16 protein-coding genes are annotated in these 12,797 nt (G+C 42.4%); 14 read left to right on the forward strand and 2 right to left on the reverse strand.

Annotated elements, in window-relative coordinates:
- Positions 1–67: 67 nt before the first annotated feature.
- Both S4054249_RS04145 and S4054249_RS04150 read left to right on the forward strand, forming a co-directional pair.
- Positions 68–454 carry a hypothetical protein gene (locus S4054249_RS04145; protein WP_046357988.1) on the forward strand — a complete coding sequence of 129 codons (387 nt, stop codon included), beginning with the start codon at positions 68–70 and terminating at the stop codon, positions 452–454.
- Positions 454–972: a prolyl-tRNA synthetase associated domain-containing protein gene (locus tag S4054249_RS04150; protein WP_046357999.1), complete on the forward strand. Its 519-nt coding sequence runs from the start codon at positions 454–456 to the stop codon at positions 970–972. The genes S4054249_RS04145 and S4054249_RS04150 overlap by 1 nt, the downstream gene beginning before the upstream one ends.
- Here S4054249_RS04150 and S4054249_RS04155 read toward each other — a convergent pair.
- Positions 918–2,069 carry an MFS transporter gene (locus tag S4054249_RS04155; protein ID WP_046357987.1) on the reverse strand — a complete coding sequence of 384 codons (1,152 nt, stop codon included), beginning with the start codon at positions 2,067–2,069 and terminating at the stop codon, positions 918–920. The two genes, S4054249_RS04150 and S4054249_RS04155, sit on opposite strands and share 55 nt — an antisense overlap.
- A 253-nt stretch (positions 2,070–2,322) precedes the next feature.
- Between S4054249_RS04155 and S4054249_RS04160 the strand changes: the two genes are divergently transcribed.
- From S4054249_RS04160 to S4054249_RS04175, 4 genes are all read left to right on the forward strand, one after another.
- Entirely contained in the window at positions 2,323–2,865 is a 543-nt protein-coding gene (locus S4054249_RS04160) for a DUF2058 domain-containing protein (RefSeq protein WP_046357986.1), read from the forward strand.
- 167 nt (positions 2,866–3,032) lie between these two features.
- Complete coding sequence (locus S4054249_RS04165) at positions 3,033–3,308, forward strand: c-type cytochrome (protein ID WP_230851908.1); 276 nt, start codon at positions 3,033–3,035, stop codon at positions 3,306–3,308.
- 157 nt (positions 3,309–3,465) lie between these two features.
- Positions 3,466–4,233 carry a class II aldolase/adducin family protein gene (locus S4054249_RS04170; protein ID WP_046357984.1) on the forward strand — a complete coding sequence of 256 codons (768 nt, stop codon included), beginning with the start codon at positions 3,466–3,468 and terminating at the stop codon, positions 4,231–4,233.
- Positions 4,234–4,241: 8 nt separating this feature from the next.
- Positions 4,242–5,417, forward strand: coding sequence for a mandelate racemase/muconate lactonizing enzyme family protein (locus S4054249_RS04175; protein WP_039611808.1), 1,176 nt, complete (start codon positions 4,242–4,244; stop codon positions 5,415–5,417).
- A gap of 67 nt (positions 5,418–5,484) precedes the next feature.
- On the opposite strand, the gene suhB is transcribed toward S4054249_RS04175, so the two are convergent.
- Positions 5,485–6,288 (reverse strand): inositol-1-monophosphatase, encoded by an 804-nt coding sequence (gene suhB, locus S4054249_RS04180; protein WP_039611807.1) that lies wholly within the window; start codon positions 6,286–6,288, stop codon positions 5,485–5,487.
- A 182-nt stretch (positions 6,289–6,470) separates the two neighbouring features.
- On the opposite strand from suhB, the gene trmJ reads away from it, so the two are divergent.
- The 8 genes from trmJ (at position 6,471) to fdx (ending at position 12,744) form a co-directional block, all read left to right on the forward strand.
- Complete coding sequence (gene trmJ / locus S4054249_RS04185) at positions 6,471–7,193, forward strand: tRNA (cytosine(32)/uridine(32)-2'-O)-methyltransferase TrmJ (protein ID WP_046357983.1); 723 nt, start codon at positions 6,471–6,473, stop codon at positions 7,191–7,193.
- Positions 7,194–7,416: 223 nt separating this feature from the next.
- The gene (gene iscR / locus S4054249_RS04190; protein ID WP_039611805.1) at positions 7,417–7,908 is read left to right on the forward strand and encodes a Fe-S cluster assembly transcriptional regulator IscR; all 492 of its coding nucleotides are present in this window, start codon (positions 7,417–7,419) and stop codon (positions 7,906–7,908) included.
- A 23-nt stretch (positions 7,909–7,931) separates the two neighbouring features.
- A complete protein-coding gene (locus S4054249_RS04195; RefSeq protein WP_046357982.1) occupies positions 7,932–9,146 on the forward strand; it encodes an IscS subfamily cysteine desulfurase in 1,215 nt (404 codons plus the stop codon).
- Positions 9,147–9,203: 57 nt separating this feature from the next.
- Positions 9,204–9,587 (forward strand): Fe-S cluster assembly scaffold IscU, encoded by a 384-nt coding sequence (gene iscU / locus S4054249_RS04200; protein ID WP_023399923.1) that lies wholly within the window; start codon positions 9,204–9,206, stop codon positions 9,585–9,587.
- Between the two features lie 10 nt (positions 9,588–9,597).
- Positions 9,598–9,921, forward strand: a complete 324-nt coding sequence (gene iscA, locus S4054249_RS04205; RefSeq protein WP_046357981.1) for an iron-sulfur cluster assembly protein IscA — start codon at positions 9,598–9,600, stop codon at positions 9,919–9,921.
- A 63-nt stretch (positions 9,922–9,984) separates the two neighbouring features.
- A complete protein-coding gene (gene hscB, locus S4054249_RS04210; protein WP_046357980.1) occupies positions 9,985–10,509 on the forward strand; it encodes a co-chaperone HscB in 525 nt (174 codons plus the stop codon).
- A gap of 32 nt (positions 10,510–10,541) precedes the next feature.
- Positions 10,542–12,404, forward strand: a complete 1,863-nt coding sequence (hscA, locus tag S4054249_RS04215; RefSeq protein ID WP_046357979.1) for a Fe-S protein assembly chaperone HscA — start codon at positions 10,542–10,544, stop codon at positions 12,402–12,404.
- A 1-nt stretch (position 12,405) separates the two neighbouring features.
- Complete coding sequence (fdx, locus tag S4054249_RS04220) at positions 12,406–12,744, forward strand: ISC system 2Fe-2S type ferredoxin (protein WP_046357978.1); 339 nt, start codon at positions 12,406–12,408, stop codon at positions 12,742–12,744.
- Positions 12,745–12,797 lie beyond the last annotated feature (53 nt).

The following is a 12,797-nucleotide window of genomic DNA, read 5'->3' on the forward strand; positions in this document are numbered from 1 at the left end:
TTTCTCAAAAAACTCAAAAATATGGCCAGCTTTGATACACTGGGACAAATTTTTGGATAGGAAAGTTATGAGTCGTCTATTTTTATTGCTCCTGTCAACCTTTTTGGTCGCCTGTAGTTCTGTTTCTAAACCTGACTTTGAAGTTGAAAAACAAACACTGCATAAACGTCAGAATGCTCAGGGAAAATCAGAGTTTGCGTTTATCGTTACGGTCAAACCTACACCACAGATGGAACTTGCTAAGAACAAACCAATAACAAAAAAACAGCTCGAAAAGTTTTCTGAGTTTAAACGCGTCGAGGAGTCGCCAGAGCTAAAACTGGCATTAGAAGATAAGGCGGTCAGTCTCTTGCAGCAAGCATTAAAAGACGAGGCCTATTGTCTGGCAGGTTACAATATTGACAATGTTTATTGGCGTCAACGCAGTGTGCAATTGCGAGGACATTGCTTGTGATATTGCCCAGTTCTGAATGGCTTGGTGAACGATTAGCACAATTAGGCATTGATTATATTAGCTATGAACATGTTCCTTTAGCTAATTGCACTGTAGCGAAAGAGATAGGTTTGGAAAGAGAAGGGGTGGGATTGAAAAACCTTTTTCTGAGAGATAATTATGGCAAGCGCCATTTTTTGGTCATTACACTGGCTGATAAGCAATTGGATTTGAAAGCATTGTCAAAGCAGCAAGGTGTATCTCGGCTGGGGTTTTGCTCTAGTGAACGGTTAGAAAAATACTTAAAGGTGAAGCCGGGCAGTGTTTCTGCCTTGGCAACACTCAATGATGAGCACAAGCAGGTTGAACTATGGCTTGATGGTGAGTTAAGACAAGCTAAGCAATGGCAGTGTCACCCATTTGAAAATGACAAAACATGGGTAATAACGCTTGAAGATTTAAAGGCATTTTGGCGAAACAGTGGTCATGAACCCAGCTGGGTTACTTTACCAGAACGAAAATTGAGTAATGTTAAATAGCCACCGGCTATACAGATAAGCAGCAAGCTTAATAAAAAGGCGTGCATGCCATAAAGTTGATAAATAAAGCCGGGTACAAAAGTGCCCAGTGCACCTCCACAATAGTAAAAAGATACATACGCACCATTGGTGACACTCGCATTGGCTGTGCTCATTTCATTTGCTAGAGGTGCTGCGCTAGCATGTATCATGAACATGCAGGCGCAAAACAGGGTGAACATCACGACAAAAGCCTCTAAATTACGCCACTGCATAATCAGTAAACTGGTTGAATATATTACAAATAAGACGCTCAAAATTAGCCAATTGTTACGTGACAGCTTGGATAAATAAGGAGTTAACATGGAGATGATTGCACCAATTAGATAACCGCTGTAAACCCAAGCTATGGTTGATGGGTCCTCTATTTCATATTCATTACTTAAAATGAAAGGTAGGTAATTAAGTAAAGCTGAAAAACAAAAAAACATACAAAATACAGCGCTATATAAGCGCAGTAGCTTGATTGTTTTTAACGGTTTTAAGTAGTCTTTTGGAGAAGTGAGCTGTTTGGCATTGTCTTGTTGTTTGCGTGTGGTGCGGATCATCAAAGCGAGAACAATCAATAAACTAGCATTGAAGAGGTAAAAGCTCTCAAATCCCCACCAGTTAGCAAAGTTTGCTGCCAAGGCGCGTCCAACATAGCCACCGACTATGGTGCTACCGACATACCATGTCATTTTCTCTCGAAGGTTTTGCCCTTGCCAAGTTTGACCAATATATCCAGTCATAGACGTAAGTGCTGCTGGTAGCAGTAAACCTTCAATAAAACGCATGAATAAGAAAACTTCAAATTGCTGAGTGACGCTAATGACGAGACAGCATGTTGCTAGAGCAAGCATGGTGTGACGTAACACGGTCAACTTACATCGGCGAGTTAAAACCAAACCATAGAAAACAGGCGCTATAGCCAGTGGCAACATGGTGACTGTCATCAATAGCCCTGCTTTGGCTGGACTGACTTGGTAGTGTTCGGCGAACATGGCCAGTAATGGTTGTGGGGCGTACAGCACAAAAAATACGACGATTGAGCACAATAGCAAATGAAATATGGGCATGTTCTAGTTTCTTAATTTGAGTGCAATATTATTATCTACTTTTGACGACGCTTTTGCTCTAAAAAGAAGTAAAAATTTGTTATACATCATAAATTACTTCGCTGAACTTGGTAGATTAGTGGCAAAAGGCAAGGGAAGGTTCTTGTTTTCTTTATTTGTCAGACTGTTTTACTGCGTCACAAGAGAAATTATTTAGAGATTTGCTAAGTTTGGTATTAAAATGGCGGCAAGTATAGATTGATGGAGTGACATGATGGGTTCTTTACAGGATCAGCTGTTAAAAGCCGGTTTGACAACTGAGCACAAAATGAAAGTTGCTAAAACGGAAAAGCGCAAACAGCAAAAGAAGAAAAAGAAAAAAGGCGCAACGAGCGACCAAACGGATCTGCAAAAGCATATTGAACAGACCAAACTAGTACAGCAGCAAAAAGCAGAAGCACTGAATAAAGCAAAGCAAGATGATTTAAAAGAGCGTGAACAAGTTGCTCGTGTGAAGCAAATTCTTGAGCATCATAATCAAGAAGAAATTAGAGGTGACCGTACATTTAACTTCACTTACGAAAATAAAGTAAAGGAATTAGAGGTTAATGAGTCGACACAGCAAGCTTTATCCAAAGGGCGCTTGGCAATTTGTGTATTGGAAAGTCAGTTTTATGTACTGGAAGATGAGCCAGCGAGAAAAATTGCCGAAGTTGATGAAAAGTATATTGTTTTCCATGTAGAAGACGGTAGTGATAAAAAGGATGATGATGATCCGTATGCGGATTACGAAGTCCCTGATGACTTAGTTTGGTAGATTATTATTTCATTTTTCTTGATTGACTCGGTTCATTTTTTAAATCCGAATAAGTAATTGTGTAGAGCGGCTTTGGGTCTACTACACTGGTTAAATAACCGTCAAAAAAGAGAAATGATATGATGAAGATAAAGCAATTTGTGTTCGCATCGGTAACTACTGCGACTATGTTGGCATCAGGTAATGTGGCAGCGGCAGATGGAAAAGCTTTGTATACAGCTAAATTATGCCAAACATGCCATGGGGCAGAAGGTAAAGCACCGATTATGCCTTTGTACCCTAAAATAAATGGGCAAAGTAAAGAGTATACACTGGCGCAAATGAAAGACATAAAGTCTGGGAAGCGAAGTAATGGTATGTCTGCCGCGATGAAGGCCATGGTGGCAAATGTCTCCGATGCTGAACTTGAAGCAATTGCTGAGTATCTATCAACAGTTAAATAGCCGATTTAAATTTAGAATCAATCTGAAAGCCACCTTTAGGTGGCTTTTTAGTACCGAATTAATTTACGCAGGATCTCTTCTGCGTATTGAACTATTTTTTTTTGTGATTTAGACTTCTATACATCTAAAATCACTATGGTGAGTGTAAGGAGCCAAGATGTTCGAACTGCAACAACTAAACTTGAAAGGAAAAGTAAGTGATGAAGAATGGAAGTTACGAGTTGACCTTGCCGCTTGTTATCGCTTAGTTGAGCATTTTCGTTGGGGTGATTTAATTTACACTCATATGTCGGCTAGGTTACCAGGTACAGATCATTATTTAGTGAATGCATTTGGCTTAAGCTTTGATGAGGTCACTGCGTCTAATCTCGTGAAGGTAGATCTACAAGGTAATATTCTTGATGATACGCCATTTGAGATCAACCCTGCAGGCTTCACGATTCACAGCGCAATTCATGAAGTCCGAGAAGATGCACATTGTGTGATTCATTTGCATACTAAAGAGACGATTGCTGTGGCGAGTCTTGAAGGAGGGCTGAAACCTCTGAGCCAGCACAGCATGTTCTCATTGCCATCATTGTCTTATCATGGGTATGAGGGGCTTGCTGTGAATGACGATGAAAGAGCTCGCTTACAGTCTGACTTGGGTGATAATAATCACATGCTCCTAGTCAATCATGGTGGTTTAACAGTGGGGCCAACAATTGGTGACGCCTTTATGCGCTTTTTTGATTTACAACGCGCATGTGAAATTCAAGTCGCAATTATGTCGACTGGTCAGCCAGCAATACAAGTCCCACAACCAATTCAAGATAATATATACAAACAAGCTAAAGTCGTGCACAGCGGCAGTACCGGTGGTCAAGTCGCTTGGCCAGCAATGCTGAGAAAAGCATATCGCTTAGATCCAGGCTTTGCCCAATAGGAGTCATAATGAAAGTAAATCGCGTCGAAGTATTTGATATACATTGTCCAGACAGACCAGCTTGGACACCTGTGTTTGTGAGAATTCACACAGATGAAGGGATCTCAGGAGTGGGTGAAGCTGGACTTGCTTACGACTTAGGCCATAGTGCTGCTGCGAGTATGATTAAAGAGATGGCAGAAGCATTCTTGATCGGCCATGACCCATTCCAAACTGAGCTTTTATGGTCTCGCATGTTGAGAGAGAGCTTTTGGGGACTGGGTGGCGGACCTGTGGTATATGCGGCGATGAGTGCGATTGACACTGCGCTATGGGATATAAAAGGTAAGGCGTTAAAGTTACCGGTTTATCAGCTGCTAGGTGGTAAAGTAAATCCAGAGCTGCGTACTTACGCATCACAGCTACAGTTTGATTGGGATGATGAGTTCAAAGCGCTTGTACAGCCACATGAATATGCTGAAGCGGCACATAAGGCATTGGCTGAAGGCTATGACGCGGTGAAAGTCGACCCTATCATGTACGATAAAGATGGTAATACCTACTACGATCGCACTAAGTTGATTTCTCGTGGTGAAATGAAGCTGTATCGTTCGCGTATGAAAGCCATTCGTGAAGCAGTTGGCGATGAAGTAGACATTATTTTTGAATGTCACAGTTTGCCGGGGGCAACTTCAGCAATTCAGATTGCAGAAATCGCTGAAGAGTTTGACTGCATGTACTACGAAGAACCAGTGAATTACTTAAACCACTCACTGCACGCTAAGGTTGCTAACAAGACGGCAGTACCGATTGCCGGTGGTGAGCGCTTGTATAACCGCTGGGATGTGAGACCTTACTTTGAAGACCAAAGTATTGATGTTTTGCAGCCAGATATTGGTCTGTGTGGTGGTTTTACTGAAACTAAAAAAGTATGTGATTATGCCGATATTTTTGATATCCGAATTCAAGCGCATGTATGTGGTGGCCCTGTTGCAACCGCAGCTTCATTGCATTTAGAAACGGCCATTCCTAACTTCTTAATTCATGAACATCATACTTATGCAATTAAAAAGTGGAATAGGGAGCTTTGCCTTCAAGATCCGCAGCCTGAAAAAGGTGTGTTTAAGGTCTCGGAAGAGCCTGGTATCGGTATTGAACTGAACGATGAAGTTGTGATGCGCTCGCAACGCGTTGAAATCAAATAGTCCGTTTGGTATGCAAATAAAAACCCAGGCACTGCCTGGGTTTTTTATATCCAAAGAATGCGTTTGCTTATTTAAGCAGAGACTCTGTAAGTACAGGGCGGATCTCTTTAACAATTGCTTGGCACAACTTTGGTGCGCCACAGATGATGTTACCGCTGTTGTTATAGTTTGCACCACCTGCAAAGTCCATTAACATGCCGCCAGCTTCTTTTACTAACAGCTCGCCTGCAGCTGTATCCCATGGCTTAAGGCCAATTTCATAGAAACCGTCAATACGACCAGCTGCAACATATGCCATATCTAGCGCTGCAGAACCTGCACGACGGATATCTGCTGTGTGGATGAATAGCGCTTTGAATGCTTCTGTGTATGCATCTAAGTGATGTTTTTGCTTAAATGGGAAGCCTGTTGCTAAAACGCTACCAGCTAATTCGTTGCTTTTAGTTACACGAATACGCTTGTTATTCAACTGTGCGCCTTGACCACGAGATGCGGTGAATAACTCGCTGCGAACTGGATCATAGATAACAGCCTGTTCTACACGGCCTTTAACTTTAAGTGCAATTGAGATTGCGAAGTGAGGGATACCCTTGATGAAGTTGGTTGTGCCATCAAGTGGGTCGATAACCCAAAGGTAATCATTATCTTTGCCATCTGTGTGGCCAAGTTCTTCTCCAACGATTGCGTGATCAGGGTAAGATTTTAAAATAGTGTCACGGATCACACGTTCAGCTTCTGTATCAACACTTGTCACGAAGTCGTTTGTGCCTTTTTGAGTCGCTTCAACTTGAGACAGATCTTCAGTTGCACGTAAGATCACTTTACCCGCGTTACGCGCAGCGCGTACCGCAATGTTTAACATTGGATGCATAGCATTACCTTTGAATTGTAAAAGAACTAAATTTTCTGAGCCGGCGTATTCTAGCGATTTTCTCGATAAAGTAAATAACTTTGCAATAAAAAGGTTGGTGTTTTTTTGTTCAAATGGTTTGGTGGTTTGATCCTGTCATCCTATGGTAAACTACGCCATTATTTTTGTCTGAGATAAATAGCATGGCATTACAAGATATTAGAATCGTACTTGTGAACACTTCACACTCTGGAAATATTGGCTCAGTTGCGCGCGCAATGAAAACCATGGGCTTTTCAAAACTGTACTTAGTCGATCCTGCTTGCGAGGTGGATAGTCACGCGAGTGCGTTGGCTGCCGGTGCAACAGATGTGCTTGGTGATGCCGTTACTGTTGATAAGCTTGAAGATGCTATTGCAGATTGTAGTTTAGTTATAGGCACCAGTGCGCGTTCTCGTACTCTTTCTTGGCCGATGGTAGACCCAAGAGAGTGTGCACAGAAATTGGTCGCAGAGTCTAATGACGGCCCTGTTGCGCTTGTGTTTGGTCGAGAAAATAGCGGCTTGACCAATGAAGAGTTGCAGTTATGTAATTATCACGTCTGTATTCCAGCGAATCCTGAATACAGTTCATTGAATTTGGCAATGGCGGTACAAACACTGACATATGAAACGCGTATGACCTTCTTAGATACGCAAGATGCTAAGCCTGAAGAAGACGATACAAAGTATCCCACATCTGAGCAAATGGCTTTATTCTACGAGCACCTTGAGTCAACGTTAAGTGATACAGGCTTCATTGTTAAGCAGCATCCAGGCATGGTGATGACCAAACTAAAACGCCTATTCAATCGTGCAAGACCTGAAGATCAAGAGTTGAATATCCTACGTGGCATTCTGAGTTCGGTGAATAAATCGACAAAATAAAGCAATGTAGCAAGATTAGATACTTTCATCACAGTAATACTTGACTAAATTACTCGGGTAATTACAATACCAATAATACCTGATTAATTTAGTCAGGTATTTGAATAAAGACACTGAGTAAGTAGTAACTTATTTTATAAGCAATAGATGTCGTTAATACTTGACTATCTTAGTCAGGTAATTACAATTTGCGGCATTTGATGAAGGTAACCTAGAGGCGCGTATGAAACTGACTTCAAAAGGCAGGTATGCAGTAACTGCAATGCTCGATGTTGCGTTGCATGCCAATATTGGACCTGTGCCTCTTGCAGATATTTCTGAACGTCAGGAAATATCTCTATCATATTTAGAACAATTATTCGCACGTCTTCGTAAAAATGGACTCGTAAGTTCAGTGAGAGGCCCTGGCGGTGGTTATTTACTTGGGCGCGATGCTCATACTATCTCTGTCGGTGATGTGATTAATGCTGTGGACGAGTCTGTTGATGCAACTCGATGTCACGGTGAAGGTGGTGGTTGCCAAAGCGGTATGCGCTGCCTGACACACACATTATGGTCGGATTTAAGTGTGCGAATAGAAGAATTTTTAAACAGTATTTCCCTTGCCGAGCTTGTTTCAAACTCTGATGTGCAATCAGTTGCATCACGTCAGGATAGAAACGTAAGCGATGCGATGAAGCAATTAGATAATATTCAAGTGAGTTGCCAATTATAAATTGGCGTCTAGCGGAGAAAGAAATGAAATTACCGATATATTTAGATTATGCTGCAACCACGCCGGTTGATCAGCGTGTTGCAGACGAAATGATGCAATGCCTGACAATGGATGGTAACTTTGGTAATCCTGCGTCCCGTTCACACCGTTTTGGTTGGCAGGCCGAAGAACTCATTGACCAAGCACGTAATGATATCGCTGATTTAATTAATGCTGACCCGCGCGAAATCGTATTCACATCTGGTGCGACTGAGTCAAACAACCTAGCAATTAAAGGTGCTGCGAACTTCTATCAGAAGAAAGGCAAGCACATCATCACAGTAAAAACAGAGCACAAAGCGGTTATCGATACATGTCGTGAACTTGAGCGTCAAGGTTTTGAAGTGACGTACATGGACGTTGAAGAAAACGGCCTGTTAGACCTGAAAAAGCTTGAAGACGCAATCCGTGAAGACACAATCTTAATCAGTGTAATGCACGTAAACAATGAGCTAGGCGTTATTCAAGACATCGCAACAATTGGTGAAATGTGTCGTGAACGTAAGATTATGTTCCACGTTGATGGTGCACAAAGCGCGGGTAAAGTAGCGATTGATATGAAGCAGCTTAAAGTTGATTTCATGTCATTCTCAGGCCATAAAGCGTATGGCCCTAAAGGTATTGGTGCATTATATGTTCGCCGTAAACCACGTGCGCGCCTTGAAGCGCAAATGCACGGTGGTGGTCATGAACGTGGCATGCGTTCTGGTACATTAGCAACACACCAAATCGTAGGAATGGGTTCGGCTTTCCGTATTGCAAAAGCAGATTTTGAGAAAGATTACGCACACATCAGTGCACTTCGTCAGCGTCTGATCGATGGCATCATGGATATGGAAGAAGTGTACTTCAATGGCACTGTCGACCAGTCTGTACCAGGTATTGTTAACATCAGCTTTAACTATGTTGAAGGTGAGTCTCTTCTGATGGCTGTAAAAGACATTGCAGTATCGTCTGGTTCTGCATGTACATCGGCAAGTCTTGAACCGTCTTATGTACTTCGTGCATTAGGCCGTAACGATGAGTTAGCACATAGCTCGATTCGTTTCAGCATTGGTCGTTTTACCACAGAAGAAGAAATTGATTACACCATCAAGCTTATTAAAGACTCGATTGGTCGTTTGAGAGAAATGTCTCCTCTGTGGGAAATGTTTAAAGACGGTATTGATTTAGATTCAGTTGAATGGGCACACCATTAAACAAGACAGCTTGTATGGACTGTAGCAAGTATATAAGCGGTTAGTGAGGAAAGAGTTATGGCATATAGTGATAAAGTAATTGACCACGTGGAAAACCCACGTAACGTAGGTACGTTAGATAAGAACGACCCAAATGTAGCGACTGGTATGGTTGGCGCGCCAGCTTGTGGTGACGTAATGAAGCTACAGATAAAAGTGTCTGATGAAGGCGTGATTGAAGATGCAAAATTTAAGACATATGGCTGTGGTAGTGCGATTGCATCATCTTCTCTGGTAACTGAGTGGGTGAAAGGTAAAACACTAGATCAAGCTGCTGAAATCAAAAACACAGACATTACTGCTGAACTTGAGCTACCACCTGTTAAAATTCACTGCTCAATCCTTGCGGAAGATGCAATTCAAGCAGCGATTGCAGATTATAAAAACAAGCAGGCGAAGTAAGAGATAAATTATGGCAGTGACATTAACTGAAGCAGCTGCAAATCGTGTGCAGACATTCCTTGCTAACCGAGGAAAGGGTCTTGGCTTGCGAGTCGGTATTAAAACGACTGGTTGCTCAGGTCTTGCGTATGTACTCGAGTTCGTTGATGAGCTTTCAGAAGGTGATGAAGTGTTCGAAGAGATGGGTGTTAAAATCATCGTCGATGCAAAAAGCTTAGTGTATATTGACGGTACTCAGCTTGATTACACCAAAGAAGGTCTCAATGAAGGGTTTAAGTTTATTAACCCAAATCAGAAAGACGAATGTGGCTGTGGTGAAAGCTTCACCGTTTAAACATCTGTAACAGATAGTTTGCTAAAGCCCTGCCTTGGTAGGGCTTTGCTGTATTAGGTCCTTATGCGATATTTTGAATTATTTAATTTACCAGTGAGCTATATCGTGGATTTAACCTTGTTAAATCAGCGTTATTTAGAACTGCAACGTGCGGTACACCCTGATAAGTTTGCGGGAAAAAGTGAACGTGAAAAGTTAATGGCTGTGCAGAAGACATCTGAGATCAATGATGCTTTAGCTGTTTTAAAACATCCAGCGAAGCGTGCTGAGTATATGTTAAGTGAACAAGGTGTTGATATTCGAGCTGAGCAGCAAACATTACAAGATCCTGCTTTTTTAATGCAGCAGATGGAGCTGAGGGAAGCGCTGGAAGACATTCAGCACAGCAGTGACCCTGAAACTGAAATTGACGCATTCGAAGCGCAGATTAAACAGTTAGATACGCAGTATAGTGCGCAACTTGCAGAGCAGCTTGTAAGCCAAGACACCGATGTATTAGAAGTTGCAGCCGATAATATTCGCAAGTTAAAATTCATATATAAATTACGTGAAGAGCTGTCTCGCATTGAAGATAGCCTTTTCGATTAATCTAGCGTCACCACTTAAGTTAAAAGAGTACTATGGCATTATTGCAAATTGCTGAGCCGGGGCAGAGCGCGGCACCTCACGAACATAAATTGGCAATAGGTATCGACTTAGGTACTACAAACTCTTTGGTGGCCACAGTACAAAGTGGTGAAGCCAGAGCGCTAGCGGATATTAATGGCGAAGCCATGTTGCCTTCTGTTGTTAGATATCATGCAGAGAGCGTTACTGTTGGTCAACAAGCGCAGCAAGCTGCTGTAGAAGACCCAACAAATACGCTTATTTCAGTGAAACGCTTTTTAGGTAAATCCGTTTCAGAAGTAACCTCACGTTATCAAAACTTGCCTTATGAATTCGTTGAGCACCAAGGTGCACTGGCTGTAAGCACTGTAGCTGGTCCAATCAATCCGATTCAAGCATCTGCTGAAATCCTAAAATCATTGCATCAAAGAGCAACTGACAGCTTTGCTGGACAAGAAATTGTGGGAAGCGTAATTACGGTACCTGCGTATTTCGATGATGCACAAAGACAAAGCACTAAAGATGCAGCAGAAATCGCAGGTTTAAAAGTGCTACGCCTATTAAATGAGCCAACAGCAGCCGCTGTCGCTTACGGTTTGGACTCTGGTCAGGAAGGTGTGATTGCTGTTTATGACTTAGGTGGTGGTACCTTTGATATTTCAATTCTGCGCTTAAACCAAGGTGTTTTTGAAGTATTGGCAACGGGTGGTGATTCAAGCTTAGGCGGTGATGACTTTGACGCAGTGCTTGTTGAACATTTTAAGTCAACATTACAGCTGAGTGAATTAACACCACAAGAGCTGCGTTTGCTTATTCAAAAAGCGAAAGCCTGTAAAGAAGCGTTGAGTGGGTATGAAACTGTCAATGTAAAGCTTGAACTTCGCGGTGAAGAGCATTTGGTTTCTGTTACGCGTGGTCAATTTGCTGAGCTTGTTGCGCCGCTCGTAAAGCAGACATTACGCGCATGTCGTAGAGCATTAAAAGATGCGGGTGTGGGCAAAGAAGAAGTTTTAGAGGCGGTGATGGTTGGCGGTTCAACGCGTATGCCCGTTATTCGCGAAGCGGTTGGTGAGTTTTTTGAAAAAGAACCGCTAACGTCAATTGACCCTGATCGTGTGGTTGCAATTGGCGCGGCTATTCAAGCTGATATCTTAGCGGGTAACAAACCTGATTCAGATATGCTGTTATTGGACGTTTTACCGCTATCTTTAGGTTTAGAAACCATGGGTGGCTTGGTAGAGAAGATCATTCCTCGCAATACCACAATTCCAGTCGCCCGTGCACAGGAATTCACGACGTTTAAGGATGGCCAAACTGCGATGTCACTGCATGTCCTGCAGGGTGAGCGCGAGTTGGTTGATGACTGTCGTTCACTGGCAAAATTCAGCCTCAAAGGCATTCCGGCCATGGCGGCTGGCGCTGCTCACATTCGGGTGACTTTTAAAGTCGATGCTGATGGCTTATTGAGTGTTTCTGCGAGTGAGAAGTCAACGGGCGTACAAGCAGATATCCAAGTGAAGCCCTCTTTTGGTTTAAGTGATGACCAAGTTGCTCAAATGCTACAAGACTCAATGAGTTTTGCTAAAGAGGATATGCAGGCGCGTATGCTTAAAGAGCAGCAAGTTGAAGCGCTGAGAGTACTTGAAGCGCTAGAAGCTTCTTTAGCGACAGAATCTGCATTATTAAATGAGCAAGAATTAAATAGCCTTAGAGAGGCTATGGCGATGTTAGATGACAAGCGCCAAAATGCGTCTGATCCAGATGCAATCAAGCATGCAATTGAAGTGGTTGATGAAGCAAGTAGTGAATTTGCATCTCGCCGCATGGATGTATCAATCAAACAGGCACTGCAAGGTCAGTCAGTAGACGAGGTTTAATATGCCACAAATTATCTTTTTACCCCATGAAGAGCTTTGTCCTGAGGGCGCAGCAATTGATGCGAAATCTGGCGATACAGTATTGGATGTTGCGTTAAAAAATGGGATCAGCATCCCTCATGCATGTGAAAAGTCATGTGCTTGTACAACGTGCCACGTTGTGATCAGAGAAGGCTTTGACTCAATGGAAGAAAGTGATGAGCTTGAAGATGACATGCTTGACAAAGCATGGGGTTTAGAGCCTGAATCACGTTTGGGTTGTCAAGCCGTGATTAACGATGAAGACTTAGTGGTTGAGATACCAAAGTATAATTTGAATATCGTTAATGAAGAACACTAATTTATAATACTGATTTAAAAGGCTGTAGCTAATCACTACAGCCTTTTTTGTTT

It is taken from the genome of Pseudoalteromonas luteoviolacea (genome assembly GCF_001750165.1).
Taxonomy (GTDB): domain Bacteria; phylum Pseudomonadota; class Gammaproteobacteria; order Enterobacterales; family Alteromonadaceae; genus Pseudoalteromonas; species Pseudoalteromonas luteoviolacea_G.

Bases quoted from the DNA above. Each gene is read 5' to 3' on its own strand.
- S4054249_RS04145 (WP_046357988.1), top strand. From the start codon at position 68: ATGAGTCGTCTATTTTTATTGCTCCTGTCAACCTTTTTGGTCGCCTGT.
- S4054249_RS04155 (WP_046357987.1), bottom strand. From the start codon at position 2,069: ATGCCCATATTTCATTTGCTATTGTGCTCAATCGTCGTATTTTTTGTG.
- S4054249_RS04160 (WP_046357986.1), top strand. From the start codon at position 2,323: ATGGGTTCTTTACAGGATCAGCTGTTAAAAGCCGGTTTGACAACTGAG.
- S4054249_RS04165 (WP_230851908.1), top strand. From the start codon at position 3,033: ATGTTGGCATCAGGTAATGTGGCAGCGGCAGATGGAAAAGCTTTGTAT.
- S4054249_RS04170 (WP_046357984.1), top strand. From the start codon at position 3,466: ATGTTCGAACTGCAACAACTAAACTTGAAAGGAAAAGTAAGTGATGAA.
- S4054249_RS04175 (WP_039611808.1), top strand. From the start codon at position 4,242: ATGAAAGTAAATCGCGTCGAAGTATTTGATATACATTGTCCAGACAGA.
- suhB (WP_039611807.1), bottom strand. From the start codon at position 6,288: ATGCATCCAATGTTAAACATTGCGGTACGCGCTGCGCGTAACGCGGGT.
- trmJ (WP_046357983.1), top strand. From the start codon at position 6,471: ATGGCATTACAAGATATTAGAATCGTACTTGTGAACACTTCACACTCT.
- iscR (WP_039611805.1), top strand. From the start codon at position 7,417: ATGAAACTGACTTCAAAAGGCAGGTATGCAGTAACTGCAATGCTCGAT.
- S4054249_RS04195 (WP_046357982.1), top strand. From the start codon at position 7,932: ATGAAATTACCGATATATTTAGATTATGCTGCAACCACGCCGGTTGAT.
- iscU (WP_023399923.1), top strand. From the start codon at position 9,204: ATGGCATATAGTGATAAAGTAATTGACCACGTGGAAAACCCACGTAAC.
- iscA (WP_046357981.1), top strand. From the start codon at position 9,598: ATGGCAGTGACATTAACTGAAGCAGCTGCAAATCGTGTGCAGACATTC.
- hscB (WP_046357980.1), top strand. From the start codon at position 9,985: ATGCGATATTTTGAATTATTTAATTTACCAGTGAGCTATATCGTGGAT.
- hscA (WP_046357979.1), top strand. From the start codon at position 10,542: ATGGCATTATTGCAAATTGCTGAGCCGGGGCAGAGCGCGGCACCTCAC.
- fdx (WP_046357978.1), top strand. From the start codon at position 12,406: ATGCCACAAATTATCTTTTTACCCCATGAAGAGCTTTGTCCTGAGGGC.